General features: G+C 68.3%; 23 protein-coding genes. 4 read left to right on the plus strand and 19 right to left on the minus strand.

Annotated elements, in window-relative coordinates:
- Nucleotides 1-18: 18 nt before the first annotated feature.
- The 13 genes from IEY07_RS17265 to IEY07_RS17325 all read right to left on the minus strand — a co-directional run bounded on the left by IEY07_RS17265 (nt 19) and on the right by IEY07_RS17325 (nt 11,724).
- Nucleotides 19-642: a hypothetical protein gene (locus IEY07_RS17265; RefSeq protein ID WP_188896639.1), complete on the minus strand. Its 624-nt coding sequence runs from the start codon at nt 640-642 to the stop codon at nt 19-21.
- On the minus strand, nt 635-3,748 hold the full coding sequence (locus tag IEY07_RS17270; protein WP_188896640.1) for a LamG domain-containing protein: 3,114 nt from the start codon (nt 3,746-3,748) through the stop codon (nt 635-637). Before IEY07_RS17270 ends, IEY07_RS17265 begins: the two co-directional genes overlap by 8 nt.
- Complete coding sequence (locus tag IEY07_RS17275; RefSeq protein WP_188896641.1) at nt 3,745-5,055, minus strand: baseplate J/gp47 family protein; 1,311 nt, start codon at nt 5,053-5,055, stop codon at nt 3,745-3,747. Before IEY07_RS17275 ends, IEY07_RS17270 begins: the two co-directional genes overlap by 4 nt.
- A gap of 4 nt (nt 5,056-5,059) precedes the next feature.
- Nucleotides 5,060-5,569, minus strand: a complete 510-nt coding sequence (locus tag IEY07_RS17280; RefSeq protein WP_188896642.1) for a GPW/gp25 family protein — start codon at nt 5,567-5,569, stop codon at nt 5,060-5,062.
- Between the two features lie 18 nt (nt 5,570-5,587).
- Nucleotides 5,588-5,902: a hypothetical protein gene (locus IEY07_RS17285; RefSeq protein WP_188896643.1), complete on the minus strand. Its 315-nt coding sequence runs from the start codon at nt 5,900-5,902 to the stop codon at nt 5,588-5,590.
- Nucleotides 5,902-7,836 (minus strand): hypothetical protein, encoded by a 1,935-nt coding sequence (locus tag IEY07_RS17290; RefSeq protein ID WP_188896644.1) that lies wholly within the window; start codon nt 7,834-7,836, stop codon nt 5,902-5,904. Before IEY07_RS17290 ends, IEY07_RS17285 begins: the two co-directional genes overlap by 1 nt.
- The gene (locus IEY07_RS17295) at nt 7,833-8,258 is read right to left on the minus strand and encodes a hypothetical protein (RefSeq protein ID WP_188896645.1); all 426 of its coding nucleotides are present in this window, start codon (nt 8,256-8,258) and stop codon (nt 7,833-7,835) included. Before IEY07_RS17295 ends, IEY07_RS17290 begins: the two co-directional genes overlap by 4 nt.
- A gap of 2 nt (nt 8,259-8,260) precedes the next feature.
- Nucleotides 8,261-8,782, minus strand: a complete 522-nt coding sequence (locus IEY07_RS17300; RefSeq protein ID WP_188896646.1) for a hypothetical protein — start codon at nt 8,780-8,782, stop codon at nt 8,261-8,263.
- On the minus strand, nt 8,779-9,018 hold the full coding sequence (locus tag IEY07_RS17305; RefSeq protein WP_188896647.1) for a hypothetical protein: 240 nt from the start codon (nt 9,016-9,018) through the stop codon (nt 8,779-8,781). Before IEY07_RS17305 ends, IEY07_RS17300 begins: the two co-directional genes overlap by 4 nt.
- Nucleotides 9,015-9,413, minus strand: coding sequence for a hypothetical protein (locus tag IEY07_RS17310; protein WP_188896648.1), 399 nt, complete (start codon nt 9,411-9,413; stop codon nt 9,015-9,017). The genes IEY07_RS17305 and IEY07_RS17310 overlap by 4 nt, the downstream gene beginning before the upstream one ends.
- A 10-nt stretch (nt 9,414-9,423) precedes the next feature.
- Nucleotides 9,424-10,551: a hypothetical protein gene (locus IEY07_RS17315; protein WP_188896649.1), complete on the minus strand. Its 1,128-nt coding sequence runs from the start codon at nt 10,549-10,551 to the stop codon at nt 9,424-9,426.
- Nucleotides 10,552-10,561: 10 nt separating this feature from the next.
- Nucleotides 10,562-10,825, minus strand: coding sequence for a hypothetical protein (locus IEY07_RS17320; RefSeq protein ID WP_188896650.1), 264 nt, complete (start codon nt 10,823-10,825; stop codon nt 10,562-10,564).
- 77 nt (nt 10,826-10,902) lie between these two features.
- The gene (locus IEY07_RS17325; RefSeq protein ID WP_188896651.1) at nt 10,903-11,724 is read right to left on the minus strand and encodes a hypothetical protein; all 822 of its coding nucleotides are present in this window, start codon (nt 11,722-11,724) and stop codon (nt 10,903-10,905) included.
- Between the two features lie 246 nt (nt 11,725-11,970).
- Here IEY07_RS17325 and IEY07_RS17330 point away from each other — a divergent pair, with 246 nt between their 5' ends.
- Both IEY07_RS17330 and IEY07_RS17335 read left to right on the plus strand, forming a co-directional pair.
- Nucleotides 11,971-12,093, plus strand: coding sequence for a ribosomal protein bL36 (locus tag IEY07_RS17330; RefSeq protein WP_188896652.1), 123 nt, complete (start codon nt 11,971-11,973; stop codon nt 12,091-12,093).
- The gene (locus IEY07_RS17335; RefSeq protein ID WP_188896653.1) at nt 12,090-12,593 is read left to right on the plus strand and encodes an RpiB/LacA/LacB family sugar-phosphate isomerase; all 504 of its coding nucleotides are present in this window, start codon (nt 12,090-12,092) and stop codon (nt 12,591-12,593) included. Before IEY07_RS17330 ends, IEY07_RS17335 begins: the two co-directional genes overlap by 4 nt.
- Here IEY07_RS17335 and IEY07_RS17340 read toward each other — a convergent pair.
- Nucleotides 12,577-13,470, minus strand: coding sequence for an SDR family NAD(P)-dependent oxidoreductase (locus IEY07_RS17340; protein WP_188896654.1), 894 nt, complete (start codon nt 13,468-13,470; stop codon nt 12,577-12,579). The two genes, IEY07_RS17335 and IEY07_RS17340, sit on opposite strands and share 17 nt — an antisense overlap.
- Before the next feature lie 77 nt (nt 13,471-13,547).
- On the opposite strand from IEY07_RS17340, the gene IEY07_RS17345 reads away from it, so the two are divergent.
- Complete coding sequence (locus tag IEY07_RS17345; RefSeq protein ID WP_188896655.1) at nt 13,548-14,345, plus strand: NAD(P)-dependent oxidoreductase; 798 nt, start codon at nt 13,548-13,550, stop codon at nt 14,343-14,345.
- Here the strand turns inward: IEY07_RS17345 and IEY07_RS17350 are convergent.
- The gene (locus IEY07_RS17350; protein WP_188896656.1) at nt 14,331-15,326 is read right to left on the minus strand and encodes a zinc-binding dehydrogenase; all 996 of its coding nucleotides are present in this window, start codon (nt 15,324-15,326) and stop codon (nt 14,331-14,333) included. The two genes, IEY07_RS17345 and IEY07_RS17350, sit on opposite strands and share 15 nt — an antisense overlap.
- Before the next feature lie 84 nt (nt 15,327-15,410).
- On the opposite strand from IEY07_RS17350, the gene IEY07_RS17355 reads away from it, so the two are divergent.
- Nucleotides 15,411-15,983, plus strand: a complete 573-nt coding sequence (locus tag IEY07_RS17355) for a TetR/AcrR family transcriptional regulator (protein ID WP_188896657.1) — start codon at nt 15,411-15,413, stop codon at nt 15,981-15,983.
- Nucleotides 15,984-16,037: 54 nt separating this feature from the next.
- Here IEY07_RS17355 and IEY07_RS24495 read toward each other — a convergent pair whose 3' ends face one another.
- The 4 genes from IEY07_RS24495 to IEY07_RS17370 all read right to left on the minus strand — a co-directional run bounded on the left by IEY07_RS24495 (nt 16,038) and on the right by IEY07_RS17370 (nt 20,416).
- A complete protein-coding gene (locus IEY07_RS24495; protein WP_268239239.1) occupies nt 16,038-16,166 on the minus strand; it encodes a hypothetical protein in 129 nt (42 codons plus the stop codon).
- A 332-nt stretch (nt 16,167-16,498) separates the two neighbouring features.
- The gene (locus IEY07_RS17360; RefSeq protein WP_188896658.1) at nt 16,499-16,918 is read right to left on the minus strand and encodes a Fur family transcriptional regulator; all 420 of its coding nucleotides are present in this window, start codon (nt 16,916-16,918) and stop codon (nt 16,499-16,501) included.
- Between the two features lie 76 nt (nt 16,919-16,994).
- Complete coding sequence (locus IEY07_RS17365; RefSeq protein WP_188896659.1) at nt 16,995-18,407, minus strand: YibE/F family protein; 1,413 nt, start codon at nt 18,405-18,407, stop codon at nt 16,995-16,997.
- 536 nt (nt 18,408-18,943) lie between these two features.
- Entirely contained in the window at nt 18,944-20,416 is a 1,473-nt protein-coding gene (locus IEY07_RS17370) for a DHA2 family efflux MFS transporter permease subunit (protein ID WP_229670227.1), read from the minus strand.
- Nucleotides 20,417-20,455: the final 39 nt, after the last annotated feature.

The raw sequence follows: 20,455 nt of genomic DNA on the forward strand, positions 1-20,455 counted from the left end.
TCGGTCGGGTGCCGGCCTTCACGCCGTGAATGTGACTTGAGTGCCGAAGATCCGTGCGTTCGTCGTGGCGCTGGCGCCGGCGATCGATGCCCGCACGAAGTAGTAGTAGTTGTTGGTGTCGACGACCGCATTCGGACCGCCGATCGCCACCGTGTTGCCCGGAGTGACGCCGACGATCACCGACGCCAGCAGATCGATCGTCGCTGTCGTGCCGGTCGGCCTGCCCCGCTGGAAGTCCACTTCCAGCCCACCTGCCCCGCTGAAAGCTCCTTTGACCGCGAACTGGGTCAGCGTCGCACCGCCCGGCAGGGTGACCGGCATGATGCCGTCGGCGTTGCCGTGCAGGGGTGACGGGATCGCCGAGCCGTCGACATCGGTGGTCCAGATCTGGTTCGTCGCACCGCCGATCGGCAGGAAGGATGGCGGCGCGATGCTGAGCAGCTGGGCGACCGGGCCGGTGCCGGCCTCGAGTGCGTCCAGGGCCCCGTCGATGCTGCCCACCACCGTGGCGATCGTCTGCAGATCGTTCTCCAACGAGGAGAAGCGGATGTTGAACCCGTTGGTGCCGCCGGCCTGGACCCGGTCCTTGTTGTCCACCCATGGCGTGTGGGTGAAGGTGGGCGTGAAGCTGATATCAGCCATCAGTTGGCTCCTTTCGGATGGTGGCCGCGGCCCTGTGCAGCCGGAAGAGTGGATAGGTGAAGCTCGGGTCGACCGCCGCACCGCTGAGCCCGAGCTCGACGACAGCAGCCCGGATCTTGTCGGTGCGGATCTCGACCCCGATCGGGCACAGCGTGTGCAGCGCGTTCATGACCAGGTAGTAGTCGTCGAGCGGCAGCCGGGCACCGGCCAGCGCAGGGGCTAGGTCGACGGTGAAGGAGAACGGCCCGACCGCGTCGACTTCTCGTAGGGTCGCCTGCACCCAGGAGATGCCCGGCGCGATGCCGCGGAGCTGGATCTGCGGTGAATCCGGGTCCGCGGGCGGTACGGCGCCGAGCGCGATTCCGCTGTCGTCGGCGGTCAGCAGCTGGCCGGAGGACCAGCCGAGCCGGGTGGTCGGCGACACGTCGGTCGGTTCCGGGCTGACGGTCAGGATCTGGGTGCCGCCGACCTCGACGGTGTCCGGTCCGGTGATCCGCGCCAGGTCGGCGAGCTCGGCTGCGAGCACGACGTCCGGGTCGGCCCGGCCGACGTAGCCGAATCCGGAGCGGTGGGCGCGTACGGCCAGTGCGTCGTTGCCGATCGAGGTGTGGCGTACCCGCACCTGCCGGCCGCGGCCGACCAGGGTCGGCGCGCCGGTGTCGGCGACGTAACCCCCGGTCAGCTGCAGCCCGTCGTGTCCGTCGGCGTGCAGATCGGCGATCAGCGACTCGAGCAGGTCGAGGATGGCGGACTGCATCCGGTCCGAGACCCCTGCCGTGATCGTCACCAACGGATCGGCGAGGGTGGCCAGGTAGCTCGGGTCGAAGACCGGTTCCGGCGGCTCCAGATCGGCGGTGGTGATCGACCGAGTGCCGTCGGCGGCGATGGTCTGGCCGTCGGCCAGCGGCGCGGGTTCGACGACCACCTGGACGCCGGCGGTCTGGACGTGACCGTTGCGCAGCAGGTCGACCGAGACCAGCACCTGCCCGGCGGCGACACCGGTGACCACCTGCTGGTTCTGTACAGGTGGCGCCGGCGGGATCGCCGGCGGCGGAGCAAGATCGACCCGCCCGACCGCGCCGTCGACGCTGAACCAGTCGACCTCGACGGTCAGATCCGGAGCAGTCTGGGTGTAAGTGGTCGAGGTCTGGGCAAAAGTGAAAGTGGCCGATTCGCCCTCCGCGATGGTCACCGGTTGTCCGGCGAGCAGGTCGGCGGTGGCGCCTGCCGGCCCGAGCAGCAGCTGCCGTCCGGGCGCGCAAGCGGCATACACGGAGCCGTCATGGGCGTGCTCGACGAAGTCGAAGCCGGCGCGGTGGGCCAATGCGGCCAGCCGTTCGGAGGTCGCTGCGGCCAGTCGGAGCACGACCCCGCGAGCCGAGCGACGATCGTCGGGGGCCGCCTGGTCGAAGCCGGACACGACATGGAGCACATTGCCGATGCCGTCGGCGGCCAGCGCCGTCACCAATGCGTCCAGGGCCGCGGCGACAGGCGGCTGCAACAGCGACGGATCCGGCGGCAGCAATGCAAGATCACGTTTGGGATCAGGACGCGGTGCGTCGTAGACGATCGACGGGTTGTGGTGGTGTCCGCACAGGGCGGGATCGAAGCTGTCCACGTCGTCGGACCACAGCTGCGCCGGAGTCGTGTCGGTGCGGCCGTCGCGGTCGATGTGGGCGCCCCGCAGCACACTCGCCGGCCAGACCCGGACCAGGTGCCGTCCGCGGACGATCGGCTCGTCGGCATCGGTGACCAGGAAGGGATTCGTCACGCCGGCCAGGACCGGGACCAGCGCGTTGAGTTGATCTTGTACCGTCTGCGGCGTCGGCAGCAGCCAGCGACGGAACAGCGCCAGCCGGCGGCGATAGTGATCATCGGCCTCGCCGAGCGCCGGACTGAAGTCGGATCGGGCGATGTTGCTGATCCGCACCTCGTCGAGCCAGCCGGCGTAGCCGCCGGTCGTCGAGCCCAGCAGAACCGGATCCGGATTGCCGATCGCACCGAGGCCGGCTGCGTCGGCATGGGCGACCTCGGCACCGTCGACGAACAGCCGCACCAGTCCGACGCCCCGGTCCAGCACCAGCGCCAGGTGGCTGAACCGGGAGGTGGGAAGCGTTGCGCCGCACACCACCTCGACCTCGGTGGTGCCGTCCCGCAGCACACCTCGCACGGCTAGGGGCGGGTCGGGTGCGATGCCGCCGACCGATAGTTCCCAGCCGGTGCTGGTCGTACCCGTCCGGGAGACGATCGGTCCGACGGTTGTGGTCTGGTCGGGTCGGACGAAGCACTCGACGGTGAATCCGTCGGTTCCCCCGATGTCGAAATCGGTGGAGGAGGCGATCGACACCGAACCCCCCGCCGCCAGCCACAGACCGCCGCCGTAGCGGCCGACCGAGCCGAGTGCCGCGCCGGCCGCCGGCACTCCCGGGTGGGCGGCGTGGCCGGGGAAGCCGTCGACCGCGTCCAGCGCGGCAGCTGGGTCGTCGAGGTGGTAGAGCGCAATCGTGTCGTCGTCCACCGCGTACGGCATCGGCGGGAACCGCGGAACGTAGAGATCGGCGCCGATCAGGTCGAGCCCGGCTCCGGTGGCGCCGGCTGTGGTGCGCTGGTCGGCCAGCACCGGTCGGAGCGCCCGGATCCGGTCCGATTCCCGGGCCATCGCCCACAGCAGCCGGGCGATCGTGCCCAGCAGGGCCGTGACGCGATACCGGGTGACGGCCGGCACCGGATTCGGGCGCGGCGGGCTCTCCTGGAGTGCCACCAGCCGGGTGCTGGTGTCGGCACCGCCCGGCAGCGGCAGGGCGACACCGTCGCCGGGCGCCAGTCCGTCGTCCAAGGTGATCGAGGTGGTCGCTGCGGGGCTGGCCCATTGGGCAGTGACCGTGGTGAGCGGTGAGACGTCGGCGACGGCCTCCAGGGCGTAGGTCGTGACCGGGTCCTGGCCGAAGCGCGCGCGGTGCTCGAGCAGGCCGGCGTCGTACGGACCGACGGCGATCTTGTCCGCGGTGCTGCCGGCGGCGAGCCCGAGGATGATCAGGTCGGCCCCCCGGCCGAAGGGCGCGGTGAGCCGGGCTGCCATGGTTGCGACAGCCGGCTGGGCGGTCATGACGTCGCCGCCAGCAGGTCGTTCAGCGGGGAGTCGGCCCGGAAGATCGCCAACTCGGTGGCGGCCATGGTCAGGTTCTCCCCGACCGCGGCCTCGGTGATGTCGGCCTGGAAGCGGACGCCGCCCAGACTGATCCGGCCGAAAGCGGCTGGTCCGCGGCGCAGGTGCAGGGACCGTACGTCGACCACCCCGGGCTCGTCGGTGAAGGCCTTCATCACCTGGGACGCGACCACGTCGCTGCCGAGTTTGAGCCCGGCGATCCCAGCTGCGATCCGGTCCTCGATCCGGGCCAGCAATGCCGCACCGTCGTAGGCGGGCTCGATGACCACGGTCGCCCGGACGCCGACGTCGATGTGGTCGGCCTCCAGGATATTGGGATGGATTCCGGGCGGACGGACGAGTTCGACGGCTGCGGCGACGCCGTCGGAGATGCCCTGTTGGACACCGCTGGTGTCCCAGGGCCACCGGTAGTCGTGGGCGACGACGATGTCGAAGCGGTAGGGCTCCCCGACCCGGCGCTCGGCCGAGAACAGCCGGGTGCCGAAGTCGAACTGGTTGAAGTAGGACTGGGCGACGTCGACCCCGCCGAGCGGATCGGAGATCAAGACGTCGACCACGCCGTCGACCGCACTCACTGCGCGCAGCACGGAGTCCTGCGTCCACAGCGTCCGGGAGGCGCCGATCTGCCGGCCGCGGAAGTCGTTGTCGGCCTCGGGCGTGCCGCCGCCGGCGAGTGCGTCCTCGTTGGTGACGGTGAGCGTTGCGGCACCGAGGTCGGCCGTCATCGCAGCCAGCCAGCCGGGATCGATGCCGTCGATCGCCCCGGCGGCGACGTTGCCGAGGTAGCCGCGGGTCGTACAGGTGACGCCGACGGTTGCCGTCGGCCGGTCGGCGGTCAGAGTCACCGACTGGTCCAGGGTGAAGGCCAGTGCCGGGGTGGTGCTGGTCACCAGCAGTGCCTCGTCGAGCACGTAGCCGCGACCGGCGACCCCGTTGCCCAGGGTCAGCGTCACGGTGCCGGTGGCGAAATCGGCCAACCGGGTGAAGCCGGCGTCGCCGCCGAGCAGGTCGAGCGCGTCGCCGCTGGCGGTGGACAGATAGGTGGCGTAGTACTGGCGCTCCAGCTCCTTCCAGAGCTCGCCGTACTCCAGTGTCGCGGTCTCGTACAGCTTTCGGGCGACGCTGGTGGTCGTCAGGTCGGTGCCGGGGCCGAGGATCTGGGCCGCATCGGCGAGGACCGCCGCCAGCAGCACGTCGATGCCCTTGAGGACGAAGCCGTTGTCGGTGATGCCGTAGTCGTCGCTCATCAGGTCACCAGCTCAGATCGGTCAGCAGTGAGACCCCGGTGCCCCCGGTGAGGGCGGCCGCCGACATACCGGCAGTCCCGTCCTGCGGCAGTGGAACCGGGTCGAAGGTGATCTCGACCAGTGCCCGACGGCGGCGCTCGCTGTCACCGGGAGCGACCGCAGCATCCGGGTGCGCGGCGATGTAGTCAGGATCGTCGTCGAACAGCACCGATCGCACTTCGGAGACCCTCGGGTCCGCGGCGACCGTACGGATCAGATTCAGCCGGACCAGCGCCTTCATCGCGTCCCGGCCGAGCCCGATCGTCAGCGCGTCCCGCAGGTCCAGGCCGTACGCCGCATTGATCGGGTCGGTGCCCCACGGCGTCAGCATCCGCAGTTGCAGTACCTGCGCCAGATTGGCCAGGCCCTCGACGGTTTGCAGGGTTCCGCCCTCGAGCACGACGTCGCCGTCGTCGAGCAGCAGCCCGACTCCGTACGCCGTCGCCTCGGCATCCGCCCTGGACAGTTCAGCCATTGTTCATGCCCTCGCGCTTCATGCCTTCAGTAGTGGTGAGCCGGGGCTGGTGGCCTTCCAGGTGCCGGCATTGGTCGCACCCTGGACATCGGCCAGCAGCACCGGGGAGCCGTCGACGGTGAGCACCTGGCTCGCTCCGGAGATCACCGAGGTGATCGAGACACAGGGAGCGTTGACGTTCGGACAGGCGATCACCGCCGATGTCAGGTCCGACTGCACCATGACCAGGCTCCCACCCGCGGACAGGCTGCGCCTGGGTGCGACGATCACGGTGATCGGTCCGCCGTGTGAGCACTGCAGGAGGTCCGTCGCGGTGAGCACCGAAGTCGCCATCACTGTCCCACCTGGACCGAGGCGCCGTCGATCTTGACCGCGACGGAGCCGTTTCCGAGCGTGATGGGTTTGCTCTGGGTGGTCAGCTTGACCTCGCCTGCCGAGTCGATCGTGATGCCACCGTCCTTGTCGACGGTGATCTTGGTCCCGCTGGAGTGCTCGATCACCAGGCTGTCCGGCTCGGTGACCTTCGGTCGCTTCCCGACGTCATCAAGAGCTGACTGGCCGACGACGATCCGTGTCGATCGGGCGGTGATCACCCGGTTGCCGTTCTTGTCTGTCAGGTCGTTGACACCCTTGCCGGTGGGCAGTCCGTCGCCGTCCAGCTCGGTGGGCAGTGCAAGCCAGTAGTCGCCGGTCTGGCTCGGCGGTGGTGTCATCGCCGGTTTGGTCGGCCACAGCCATCCGGCGACGATGGCGTCGTTGGTGGCCTGGCCGTTGTGGACCAGCACGGCCCGCATCTTCGGGTAGACGGGGGTGATCAGACCGACTTTGTCGAAGGCGAAGATCGAGGCGACAGGCCGGTTGAGCAGATCGCTGCGGATGTCGTCGGTGATCTCCTGGTCGGTGCTCGGCGACTCCTTGGGCGGCTTCGCCGCACCGCTTGCAGGGGTCGGTGTGCTCTGGGCCCCCGGCTTCTGACCATCCGGCTTCTGATCATCGGGCTTCGGTCCGTAGTGGAGGGTCGTCCGGTGCCCGGCGTCGGTCGGGGTCGCCGCGGATCCTGCGACGTAGGACGCCACCTCACCCATGTCGACCGACGGATTGGCCGTACGGTCCTTGCCGATCTGCCTGTTCCACTCGTCGACCACACCGCGGGCACCGGCGAAATCGCCGGCCGGGCCGCCGGACTCCGCTGCCGTCGCTCTCACCTCGGTGGTGAAGCCCTTGTTGCTGTCGTAGACGTGTTTCACCTGCTGGATCCGCAGTGTCTTGCCTTTCCAGGGCGACGTCGGATTGCCGTCGGCGATGATCACCGGCCGGCCGACCCGCAGCTCCGGATCGCCCAGCGCGGTGATGGTCGCGGTGGCGCCGGCATCCTTGGCGCCTCCCGCCAGTGCGGCCGCAGCCGCTGATCCGGCAGCTGCCAGCGACGACCCGCTCGCGCCACCGGATCCGGCTGCCGGACCTGCGGTGGCGTCGCTCTTCTCCTTGGTCGAGGTGGAGAAGGTGACGGTGTTCGTCGTCGCCTCGAAGGTCACCGGGTTCGAGCCACCCCCGACGGCCGCGCCGAAAGCAACGCCCTCACCACTGACAACCAGCGCTTGTTTCGCCTGCTCGGCAAGATCGGCGAGCGCCGCGAGCACGGAGTAGTGGTTGACGGTGTAGTCCGAGCGCTGGATGCCGAGCTTGGAGCCGGCGGTGACCTTGAGGTTCTCCGCGGCGATGCCGAGTGTCGTGGCCCGGGTCTTCGCCAGGCCGAGCAGGTCGGTGACCAGCTTGTCGGCGTCCCCTTTGTCGATCTTGCCCGCGGCGCGCGTGGTCCGTAGCACGTACCCGACCTCCTCCTCACCGGTGAGGGTGACAGTCCCTCGGCCGGCGTCGTTGGTCGCCTCGGTGATCTTGGTGACCCGGCCGCGAAGGACCGGCTTGACGCTGTAGACCGTCGTCGGCGTGTCCAGGTAGCCCAACCGGACGGTGACGCTCAATCCCGGCGCGTCGGCCTTTCCCACTTTGGCCTTGAGTGCGCTGACGGCCGGCGCGGGCAGGTCGTACAGGACGATCGTGAAGTCGTCGGCGACACCGCCTTCGGCCAGCGTGATAGTCACGTCGGCGTCGGTGACCACACCACCGAGCGAGGTGCCGGCAGCGTTGGTCACGACCAGCGGCAGCCCGAGACCGAACACCGAGCTGGCGGTGATGGCGCTACCGGCTGCGGCGACGTCGATCTCGATCTTGTGATAGAGCATCACGGGTCGGGCCAGGGCGATCATGCCGCACCCGCCATCGGCCCGACTCCCACGTCGAGCACTGATCCGTAGCTTCCGGTTCCGTTGAGATTTCCGAGGGCGATCGTCGCTGTGCGCACGACCAGCAGCAGTTGACCTGCGGCGTAGCTCAGGCCGGGAATCACTCTGCGCCGCAGCAACGGCGTGATGGCGTCAGCGTCGCGTCGGTCGACCGTCAGGACCAGGATTCCTTGTGGGGCGGGATTCTTCGCCGTAACAGCGTCTGCTGACCGGTCGCCGGTGACGTCGATGATCATGGTCGGATCGGCGGCCCGGGCCGCGGGCAGCTGCGATTCGGCGGCGTCGACGTACCAGGTGATGCCGTAGGTGGTACCGCCGAAGGCGAACAGGAACGCCTGCGGGAAGCCCTCGTCCGGATCGACCGGCAGCTGGGCGAGCTCGGTCATGGTCACACCCCTCGGGTGACCGGGTTGGGAACCAGGCTGGAGGTGACCGCGGCGGTGGTCGCGGTGAGAGCGATGTCGGCTGCCTCGCCGAGCAGTGCGGAGAGCACGGTTCGCGGCACCTGGGTCAGCTTCATCACGACGAAGATCACCTCGCGGCCCTTCTCGATGCTGTGCGTGAATGTCAGGTTGGTGATCTGCATGTCGGTGCTGACCGTCAGGCCGGAGACGACTGCGATGCCGGCGAACGCCTCGACCGCCCCGACGGCGGACAGCCCGCGAACCAACAGCGCCTGCGCCTCGAGCGCCTTCTTGTAGATCAGCCGCTGCTCGCCCATCAGGTAGGCGGTGATGTCGATCGTCTTGGTGTCCGGGGCCAGCAGTTGCACCCACCAGCTGCCGGCCAGCTTGGCGGTCTTGTAGCCCTCGGTGAGGACGATCGACTGGACGTGGAAGAGCGGTACCGCCCCGACGAGTACGGGCGGATTCGAACTCCACGCCGGGATGGCGGCGGTCGGTCCGGTCATGCCCGGCGCTCCAGTTCCCGGCGCAGTTCGTCGAAGACTCGCTCGACGACCTGGTCGACGAGGTCGCCGTCGGAACCGTCGACCAGCCTGATGTCGATCGGGAAGTGGAAGTGGATGCCGCCGACCTGCTCGCCGGCCTGATCCTCGCCCTGATTCCCGGCCTCTCGCTCAGCCCGACCCGCAGACTGTTCCGGCATCGGGTCGGCGCCTCGGCCGAGGTCCTGCTCGTTGCTCACGACGGCAACTCGACGGTCGCGCCCAGGGCGAGGCAGGTGAAGGTCGACTGCGGTATGCCGTCGACAGTGATCGTCGAGGGCTGCGCCTGGGTCACCTGGCAGCCGTCGAAGGTCAGCGACTTGAATGCCCAGTCGGTGCCGGAGTCCTCGGAGACGGTGAGGGTGAACGGCGTGCGGGTGATCGCGTTGGCGGTCAACGTCGCAACGGCGGCGCTGTTGGCCGGGAGCACGATGACGAACGTGTAGGTCGTCGCTCCCTGGATACTGCCGACGTTATCGGCCTCGATGCTGTGCAACGGCGTCTGAGCCGTGGTGAAGGTCGGCGTGAAGGAGGTCACCGGCGACACCGGCGCCGTACCGAGCTTCACCGAGAGTTTGGTGTTCCAGTCAGGCATGTGGAGTCCTCTAGGAGAAGTTGAGGTCGATGGCGAGCCGGTGGATCGCGCCGGCGTAGTCGACCGAGGCCAGCACCTCGACCACTCGCTGGCTCTGGGCGTTGTTGATCTCGTCCAGTTCCTCGGCGGTGAGGCTGGTGGGATCGCGATCGAGCAGGGCCAGGATCGGGATCGTCAGGTCGTATCCCTCGATGACGCCCTGGTCGACGAGTGGGTTCAGGACCGCGGCCATCGTCGCTCGCAGAGCCCGCAGGCCTGACCGGCTGATCCGCAGGTTGCCGATCGAGGCGATCAGCTCGGCCTTGAGCAGGAAGGAGACGTTGTCGATGGTTCGGACGATGTCGATGTACTTCTTGCCGCCGGGATTGCCGGTGTAACCCTCGCCGAGGTAGAGGCCGTGGCCGGGGATCAGCGGCGGGTCGTCCAGCCAGACGACACCCGAACCCGCCGGCCCGCTGTCGAAGGTCTCCGATCCGTTGAGCTGGTCGATCTCCGCGCCGGTGAACAGGTCGGAGTCGACGCCGGCGACGGGCTTGAGCAACATCGAGATGTGCGGCTGGTAACCCGCGATGGTGCCGGCGACCGCGGCCGCGACGTCCTGGTCGCTCTTGTGCGCGACGTAGACCATCCGTTCGTTGGCCAGCGAGCCGGCCACGACCGTCGGATCGCTGACACCCTTGTCGAGCATCACGACGCCGATCCGTTCCATGCCGTCGCCACCGGTGTTGGAGACGCCCACGACATGATCGACCAGCGACGCGACAGCGCCCCCGGTGGCCGTGCTGGTGGCATTCAACGGTGACCCGGCGACGGCGACGATCTGGACGTCGCGGGTGCTCAGGGTGATCAGGCCGGCCGGCCAGTCGGGAGCCGCAGAGTCCACTCGGACGGCGGTCACCTGGGTCGGACCGGGGCTCTGGGCGAAGGCGTACGCGACCGCGTCGCCGAGCGAACCCGGTGCCCGGCGCTGCGCCTCCCCCGGATCGGTGAAGACGACCGGTATGGCGACGTCGACCAGATCGGTGGGAGCGGGAGTCGGCGGTGTGACGGTGCCGACGATCCCGACGTTTCCGTAGGCCCGTACGGCCGGAGCGAAGAGATTCGCGACGGCGTTGACTCGGATGTACTTGACGCTCATGGGACTTCTCTCAGTGGTTCTTGCGAAGCCTGGCCCGGAGGCGCTCGCGTCGCTGTTGACGGGCGATGTAGGTGACCGGTTGCTCCTCGAGGCTGGCTGGTTCGGGGCTGGCCGGTGCGGGACGGTCGGACCTCGAGGTCGAACGCCTCTCGGTGTCCTCGGGACGCTTGGCAGCACGCTTGGCGGCCGACGCCGAGCGCTTGGTCGTCGAGACCGACCGCTTGCTGGCCGACCGCTTGGTCGCGGCGGCCGGTGGCCTCTGGGTGGTGGCCATGGGCACTCCTGGTGGATTCATGGGAACGTCACATTGACGGCTGGTGGATTCGGGCAGATCAAGATCAACGGCGCCGATCACGGCGGGGATGCGAACAGCGGCAGAATCTGCAGTCCTGCACAGACCGCGTCGATCTGGTCGGCGGTCGGCACACCCGCGCCCAGGGCCGCCGAGGGAAAGATCACCGCGACTGCTGCGGCGTGTACGGGCGGACCGAAGAGTGCATCGGTGCGGCCCGAGTCGGCAGCATCGACAGCGGCCCGCAAACCGGTTGCCGCCCGCAGTGCCGGCATGATGTCAAGTTCCTCACTCAGAACGCAGGCCAGCGACACAGTCACCGTGACCGTCGACGGCTGCAGTTGGGCGGCGGTCGGCTTACGGAGCTGGATCGTCCCTCGCAGATACTCGTAGCGCGAACGCAGTTCCTCCAGCGTCGTGATCCGGTGTTCGGCGAGGAATCCGTCGAGGTCCAGGTATTGGAAGCGGGACTGGAAATCCGCGAAGCTCTGGATGTCCTCGATCGGCTCGAAGCCGACGCTGTCGATGCCGCCCGCGTCCCGGGCGACGGTGACCTGAAGGGACAGCGATGCCAGCAGGTCCGCATAGGTCGATGGACCGCCGCGACGACGGGTCCCGCGCAGCTCGGACAGCGCGTATGCCGGCTGACTGGCGGTGTGGGTCAGCGACATCGTCTCCAATGCGTCGAAGCGCAGGACCGGCTGAACCGAGGTGGTGCTGACATCGGTCACCCCGCTGGTGGTCACCACTTCGGATTGGTAGACCGAGTCGACCAGTCGTTGCAGGCGCGGGTACGGGCCTGCGGCGCCGGCGGTCAGCAGGGCCGTCATCGCGGTGGGGTCGATAAGGGTGATCAGAGCCCGGTCAACGAAGCTCACCATCCATCTCACCCCCGAGACGAGTCTCCCGTGACGTCTGTGATCCAGCTCACGATCTCTTGGAGCATGCACCACGGCCGTGGTGCGGAGGAATACGCACATCTGCGTAGTTCCGTGGGCGTAATCCTGGGGGCGTAATCCAACCGGTGGACGGACAGCGGGGATGCCGGTACGGGTTCGGGCGGTGGGAATACTCGTGGCCGGATTGCGTTGCAGGCAACGCAATCACTTCTCGATGGGAGCGTTCAGGTGAAGATCCGCAATTCGCTGCGTACGTTGAAGAAGCAGCCGGGCTCTCAGGTGGTCCGACGGGGCCGGCGCACGTTCGTCATCAACAAGCGCAACCCGAGGATGAAGGCCAGGCAGCGATGAGCACAACGAACCAGCAACCGGCGCGGTTCCGCGTCGGCATAGCGACCGATGATGCGGCAGTCGCACTCAGAGATCATCTGGCGGAGGTGCTTCGCGACGACGAACGCGTTGTGGAGGTGATCGACTTCGGCGTCCGGGACGCTGATGATCACACCCCGTATCCGATTCCGTGCATCCGGGCGGCCGAGGCGATCCGCGACGGCGCCATCGATCGCGCGGTCGTGCTGGGTGGTACCGGGCTGGGTGAGGCGATCTCGGCGAACAAGGTCCGCGGCGTCCGGGCAGCAGTGGCGACCGACCCGTTCTCGCTGGAGCGATCGGTGCTGTCCAACAACTGTCAGGTGCTGGCACTGGGCGAGCGGGTCGTCGGATTTCCCTTGGCAGCAAGGCTGGTCACCGACTGGCTCGGCTACAGGTTCGATCCGCAGTCGCCGTCGGCTGCCAAGGTCGCGGTGATCACCGAGTACGAGGCGACCGGCCGGCTCAGCTCGCAGAACTGATCGCGAACCGGATCCCGGTCAGCCGTTCGGACAGCGTCCAGAGGTCGGCGGCGAGCTCCCGGTCGAGCGCTGTCGCCGAAGGCCGGCTGAGGTTCGGGCCGCTGTTTGCGCCATGCCGGGGACCTGCCACGACATAGCTTCCGCCAGGCAGCGGCTGGGTCGCCGCATAGAGCAAGGGCAGCGCGCCCTCGGCGGAGCTGCGGACGATGACCGGTCCGATGGCGCGGGCGATCGGACCGAAGCGATCGACGATTCCGGAGGCAACGGCACCCGGGTGCACCGCATGCGCACGGACCGGGGATCCGGCAGCGTCCAGTCGGGCCTGCAGTTCCTGGGTGAACAGCAGGTTCGCCAGCTTCGACTGCGCGTACGCCGTGCCGGCTCGATATCGGCGATGATCGAAATTCGGGTCGGCGAGATCGATCCGGCCATGGCGATGCGCGACCGAGGCGACGGTCACCACCCGGTCAGTGATCATGGGCAGCAGCAGTCCGGTCAGCGCGAAGTGACCGAGGTGGTTGGTGCCGAACTGGAGCTCGAAACCGTCGGCGGTCCGGCGCAACCGGCCGCCGATCACTCCGGCATTGTTGATCACGATGTCGACCGGTTCGAAGATCGTCGCGACGTAGGACCGGACCGCAGCCAGATCAGCAAGATCAAGTCGCCGAATCTCGATCGTTCCGGGCACGCCCGCTAGAGCGGTCCGCCCGCGCTCGACGTCGCGAACCGCGGCGATCACCCGGGCCCCGGCGGCCGCCAATGCGGTGGCGGTCGCTGCCCCGATTCCGGAGCTGGCGCCGGTCACGATCACCGTACGGCCCGCGAGGACCGGCAGATCGCGGACGGACCAGCCCGTCGGAGTTGCCGGAAGTCTCATCACCCCGAGCATAGGTTGCACAGCGCCGGGCGGTGCGAGAGGCTGCCGGAAGGCACAGGAACGGTCTGGAGGTCGTGGTGACGACGGTCGGTGTGTTGCATCCGGGGGAGATGGGCGCCGGGATCGGTGCTGTGCTTCGGGCCCGGGATGTCGAAGTGGTGTGGGCGGGTGAGGGCCGCGGCCCGAGCACCGCACGGCGCGCTGCCGACGCCGGTCTGCGGGATGTCGGGACGATCGGGGAGATGGCCGCGGTAGCGGATCTGATCATCTCGATCTGCCCGCCGCACGCCGCGATCGAGGTCGCGGAATCCGTTGCTCGACAAGGATTCTCCGGGACCTACCTGGATGCCAATGCGATCTCACCCGGCACTGCGGCGAAGGTCGCGGCAACCGTGTCGGCGGCACGCTACGTGGACGGCGGGGTGATCGGATCGCCTCCCAGCGAGCGCAACCGCACCCGGTTGTATCTCTCCGGGGCGGGCGCCGCCGAGTTGGTCCCGCTGCTGGACGGCGGCCCGTTGGAGGCTGTCGCCCTCGACGGTGATGCGACTGCGGCGTCGGCGCTGAAGATGACGTACGCGGCCTGGACCAAGGGCAGTGCCGCATTGCTGCTCGCACTCCGCGGATCCGCCCGCGGGCACGGCGTCGAGACAGCATTGCTGGAGGAATGGCGGCGGTCCCAACCGGATCTGCTGCAGCGCGCCGAGGCGGCGGAGCGGTCGGCCGTGGCCAAAGGCTGGCGGTGGACCGCGGAGATGACCGAGATCGCCCACACCTTCGCCGAGGCCGGCCAGCCCTCGGGTTTCCACCAGGCCGCGGCCGAGGTCTATAGACGCTATGAACGGCCGGCGGAGGCGGATTCAGCCGGCGCGTAGCAGGTCGATCACGACCTTACCGCGGACGTGCCGGGCGGCCTGCAACTCGACGGCCTCGCGGATGTCCTCGATCGGGAAGGTCGCCGCGATGGGTACCCGCAGTCGACCGGCCGCGACCAGATCGGCGATGTTCTCCAGCGCGGCCGGGCCGGCGTTCGCACCGTTGGCGGCGGGCACCCCGTCGAGCTGAGCCGCGATGGTGCAGATGCGCTGGTCCGGGACTCCCAGGTCACGCGCCACTCGGACCGTGTCGGTGCCGTGCAGGTCGAGTGCCGCGGTGACCGGGCCGATGTCCAGATCCCGGATCCTGTCGATGACTCCGTCGCCGTACGCCACCGGCTCGACCCCCAGGCTCCGCAGGTGCTCGGCCGAGGCCGGCGACCCGGTCCCGATCACCCGGGCACCCACGATGGCCGCGAGTTGGACCGCGAACACGCCGACTCCCCCGCCCGCTCCGCCGACCAGCAGCACGTCCTCCGGACCGAGGTCGAGGACGGCGAGAGCGGCGGCGGCGGTGCTGCCGGCGATCGCCAGGGTTGCGGCGGTCACATCGTCGACATCGTCCGGTGTGTGGTGAGCGACGCCGGCCACGATGTCGCCCTGCGCGTCGATCACGACATGGTCGGCGACCGACCGGGACAGGGCTGCGCCGAAGACCCGGTCTCCGGTCGCATAGCCGATCGCTCCCGCACCGACCTGGTCGACCACACCTGCAAAGTCGGTGCCGAATCCGCAGGGCAGGCTCAGACCGAACCGCGCGGCCGTTTCGGGATCGGAGGTCATCACCCAGTCCATGGGATTCAACCCCGCCGCGGTGACCCGGACGCGGATCTGGCCGGGTCCGGCCTGGGTCTCGGCCACCTCCCGGACGACCAGCGTCTCCGGTCCGCCGAACGCCTCGAGCAGGACCGCCCTGTTGGTGCGATCCCGTCTCGTGGAACCGGTTGCGGGATCTCCTGTGCCGTCGTTCTGCTCGTGCATGTGTCTCGTCTCCTCACGGGCCCAGTACGAAACGGACTATGATCCGTTTCATCGACCGTAGCACGAATCGGAGCGTGATCCGTTTTGACCGAGCAGGAGCCCCGTCCGTCCCGGGCCGATGCGGCCCGCAATCGCGAGCAGCTGCTGGCAGCCGCCACCCGTGTCCTCGGGTCCGGACGCAATGAGACGTCGATGCGGGCCATCGCGCGGGAGGCAGGGGTCGGCATCGCGACGCTGTATCGGCACTTTCCGACCCGCGAGTCACTCGTGGAGGCGGTCTACCGGGACCAGGTCGTCCGACTGACGAGCGGCGCCCGCGAGTTGCTCGCCGCGGCCACGCCTGCGGCGGCATTGCGGGCCTGGATGGACCTCTTCGGCGACTGGATCGCCACCAAGAACGGCATGCTCGACACGCTGCTGACGATGATCGAGTGCGGCGACCTCGCCCATGCCCGGACCCGGGACGAGCTCCTGTGGGCGATCTCGGCGATCCTGGACGCGGGCAGCGCTGCAGGAGACCTGCGGTCCGACATCACGCCCGAGGAGGTCGCGGCGAGTCTGATCGGGATTTTTACCGTGGCCCGGCAGTCCGGCGGCACGGTCACCGCCGGTCGGCTGCTCGACATCCTCCTCGACGGCCTGCGGCCCAGACCATGATCAACCAGCGTGATCAACCAGCGTGATCAACACAGCGTGATCAACACAGCATGATCAACACAGCATGATCAACATGAGGGCGATGTCCTGCGGTGCCGGATCCGCATCGTTCATGGTCGCCGCCTGCATGCTCCACGGCGTCCTGTTGTCCAGGCCGGAGGCATCGATCAAGTAGTCCGCCACCGTTTGGTGACCACGACGCCGGTGCCGCTGTACTGTTTCTTGAAGGTCGCGATGATCTTGCCGCCCACGTCGGGCTCGAGCTGCTCCAAGCCGTCAGGAGTGCCAGCCCGGTGAGCGCCGCTGCCATTCCGATACCGCAGACCACGGCGGGGTGTCGAGCCGTGATCGATCCATCCCGTTCTTATTGAGATTGACTTTTACTATCGCCGGGAGCGATCGGCAATCGATCTCAATGAGAACGCCGCGCCGGCCAACAGGCGCGCGGTCTGCATAGGTCACCGACCCGGGGCCGGGTGTCCGAAGTTTGTGCTCCCCCGGCCGGTCGGCCAGGGTCACTTCGTCGCGGTCAATTCCCGCTCGCGCAGACTGCGTCGGCAATCGGAACACCGGCCGAAGATCTCGATGGTGTGGCTGACCAGCGTGAACCGTTTGCGGCGGGCGATCGATTCGACCCAGTCCTCGTGCTCCGGTCCGATCTCGATGGTCTTCCCGCAGTCGATACAGACCAGATGGTGATGATGTTGGTCACTGCAATATCGGTAGAGCTGCTCGGCGCCGTTCATCTGGATGGTGTCAGCGGCGCCGGACTCCGCGAAGTCGTTGAGGTTGCGATACACGGTGGCCAGGCCGACCGGATTGCCCGCCTCCCGGAGCCGGGCATGCAGTTCCTGTGCGCTGACGAATCCTTGACAGTCGGCCAGCTCGGCCTCGATCAGAGCTCGCTGCTGAGTATTCCTGCGACGCGGCGCCATCCTCCACCTCCGGAACGTGAGCCTACCCGGCAGGCCGACCGCCCCCCGGCTCTCTGGGATCGGGTTAGAGGACCGGTCAGAGATCGTCACCGAACAAGTCGTCGAAGGTCATCGCGCTCTTGCGTTGCTTCGGCGGGCGAGGGGCGCCCGCACGTTCGCTCGGTCGGGGGAGGGCCGCTTCCTGCGTTCGCGTCCGAGCCGTCCGGACCCCGGGGGTCGGTCTCGGAGCCACCGTGCTGACCTCCGTCACCGGGCGGCCGGGCCGTGTATCGGCCTGATCGGGTTGGTCGGCGTGCCGACTGGCGCGCACGACGGCGACGCCGATCATGGTTGTCAGCGGCATCGCCAGAACCAGCCCGATCGCCCCGACGAGGGTTCGCAGGATCTCCTCGCTCAACGCCTCGGTCTGGGCGACCTCGCCCAGGGGACGCCGGTAGACCGTGATCAACAACAGGGTCGACAGTCCGGCGCCCGCCGTCGCGAAGGCGATGGTGTAGACGCTGGATGCGATGTGATCACGGCCGATCCGCATCGCCCGGGAGAACAGCTTCCGGGGCTCACGATCCGCTGCCGCCAACTCCCAGACGGCGGACGCCTGCGTGACAGTGACGTCGTTGAGGACACCCAACCCGGCGACGATCATCCCGCTCATCACGACGGCGGCGAGTCTGAGATCCGGAGCCGATGCGGCCAGCAGGTAGTCGTCTTCGGTCACGACACCGGTGAGGTGCCCCCATCGGGTCGCCACCCAACCAAGGGCAGCAGTGAGGAGCAACCCGAAGAGGGTCCCGACCAGGGCCGTTGTCGTGCGGGTGCTGAAGCCGTGCGCCGCGTACAACACGACGAACACGATCGCCGATGAACCCACCAGCGCGACCAGGATCGGGTTCTCACCGCTGACCAGCGCGGGAAACATGAACCTGATCAGGACGAAGCCGGCGAAGCCGAGGCCGACCATCGCGGCCAGGCCTCGCCAGCGCGCTACGACGATCACCGCCAGCGCGAAGAGCAGGCCGAAGGCGAACAGGGGCACTGTACGTTCGAAGTCGGAGAATTCGTACGACGCCTGGGCGCGACTGCCGCCCGGCACCCGGGCGAGCTTCACCTTCTGGCCGACGGTCGCGCCGGATGCGAACTGCGCCTGTGTCAGGGTGACCCGGGTCAGCTGGCCTTCACCCGGACCCTCCAGCACCCGTACCGTGAGCTTGGCGCACTTGCCGTCCCCGGCAGTATCCGGGATGTATCCGACCTGGCCGCTGCAGGATATCGGCTGCACCTTCGTGATCTCGCCGGTCGGCAACGTCAATCCCGGGACCGAGTACTGCGACGCATTCTCCTGGAGATGGGCCGAGACATCGCGCGGCCACAACGCGTACAGACCGATCGCGGTGGCGGCGGCGAGGGGGACCAGGATGATGATCATCAGCCGGAGCGCGCGGCGTTGTCGACGAGCAGCGGCCACCCCCACCGGATGATCCGAAGAGTGCATGTGGCTCACAGGACCTGTCCTCGTTGCAGCGTCGGTTGCATCGTCCACGTGGCGGGACATCGCCGAAGATCACGGTATCCGCCGGCCACTGTCGCCCCGGGTCGCCGCGCCGCAGTGCCGATGCGGTCAGCAGTCCTGCCCTGAGTACCGACTGAGCGCGACCTGGCCAGGTGCCGTACCGGATGGGAGGTCGTTCGGTGATTCGAGAACAGTAATTGTTCTCGTTACCGTGTCTGGGGTGAGCCGCGCGGGCTCATGGTCGCAGCTGCATCCGCATCGCGGATGCTGACCGCACCGAGGACGGCGAGCACGGCGACGACGGGCACCAGGAACGCCACGTGGTTGCAGTGGAAGCTGAGAGCTCGAGTCCAGCTCGCCGACGTTCTCCTTCACCAATCTCAACGCCACGGAGGTCAGGACCCTCGAGATCTTCTCCGCAAGATCGACCTGGACTGATTCTTGCCCCTGATCGGCTCCATTGCGCCGGGGCGGAGCGGGTCGAAGATCAGCCCGATCGCATACGCCCACTGCGCTCGTCACGCCGCGACAGCGGACTCCACGACTTCCGGCACCGGGGCGGCGGCGGGCACATGCCGGCGGAAGAGGAAGGCCGCCAGCAGGGCGCCCCCGACGAAGATCCCGGCCGTGACCCAGTACACGGTGGTGTAGCTGTGCAGCATCGCCAGCGCCGCGGTGTCCGGCGCCGGAGGCCGGTGCCCCGCGACGTACGCGGTCGCGGCAGACGCGGCGATCGTGTTGAGCAGCGAGGTGCCGATCGATCCGCCGACCTGCTGGCTGGTGTTCACCAGGGCCGAGGCGATGCCGGCGAAGTGTCGGTCCACGCCGAGGGTCGCCGTCTGGATGGACGGCGGCATGATCGAACCCATACCGGCACCCATGACCAGCAGCGGGGGCAGGACATCGGCGGCGTAGCTGCTGTGCGCTCCGAGGCGGGTGAGCAGTACCAGACCGACAGCGACCACCAGCATGCCGATCGGCACGAGGATCCTCGGTCCGAAGCGCGGGTTGAAGATGTTGGTGCCGAGCTGGGCGCTGAGGATCAGCATGCCGATCATCGGCAGGAATGCCAGACCTGTCTTGATCGGGTCGTAGCCGAGCGAATTCTGCAGGTAGTAGGTCAGAAAGAGGAACAGTGCAAACATCCCGGAGCCCGCGATGAGGATCGAGAGATAGGCGGCGCCGCGATTGCGATCCAGCACCACCGCGAGCGGGAGCAACGGATGCGAGGCGCGCAGCTGCCACAGTACGAACGCCACGAGCAGCACGCCGCACGCGACCAGCAGTCCCCAAGCCTGCGCGGCCCCCCAGCCGTCGGTCTCTGCATTGGAGAAGCCGAGCACCAAGGCGAAAAGGCCACCGCTGATCAATGCTGCGCCCGGTACATCCAACCGCGGTCGGGCCTCGGCTCGCGCCGGCACCCGGACGAACAGCAGGCCACCGATGACGGCCACGATGGCGAACACGACGTTGACGTAGAGGCTCCAGCGCCAGTTGAGATCCTGGGTCAGGAATCCGCCGAGAAGCAGCCCGACCGCGCCGCCGGCACCGGCAATGGCACCGAACACGCCGAACGCCCTGGCCCGCTCACGCGGGACTGTGAAGGTCGTGGCCAGTACGGCGAGAGCGGTCGGTGCGAGGATGGCGCCGAAGGCGCCCTGCAGCGCACGAGCCGCCACCAGCATGCCGAAACTCGCCGCGGCCCCGCCCAGTGCCGAGGACCCGGCGAAACCGATCAGCCCGACTATGAAGGTGACCCGCCGGCCGACGATGTCCGACAGCCGACCGCCGAGCAGCAGCAGGCTGCCGAAGGCCAGCGAGTAGGCGGTCACCACCCATTGCCGGTCGCCATTGCTGAAGCCGAGGTCCTTCTGCGCCGACGGGAGGGCGATGTTCACCACGGAACTGTCGAGGACGACCATCAGCTGTGCGATGGCGACAGTGGCCAAGACCCACCAGCGCAGGGTCGACCGGTTCGAATGTGCAGACATCGGGTGCTCCTGGTCTACGTCAACGGGCATGGAAGAGGC

Origin of the sequence: Microlunatus endophyticus (assembly GCF_014646195.1) — a bacterium.
In the GTDB taxonomy this organism is placed as follows: domain Bacteria; phylum Actinomycetota; class Actinomycetes; order Propionibacteriales; family Propionibacteriaceae; genus Microlunatus; species Microlunatus endophyticus.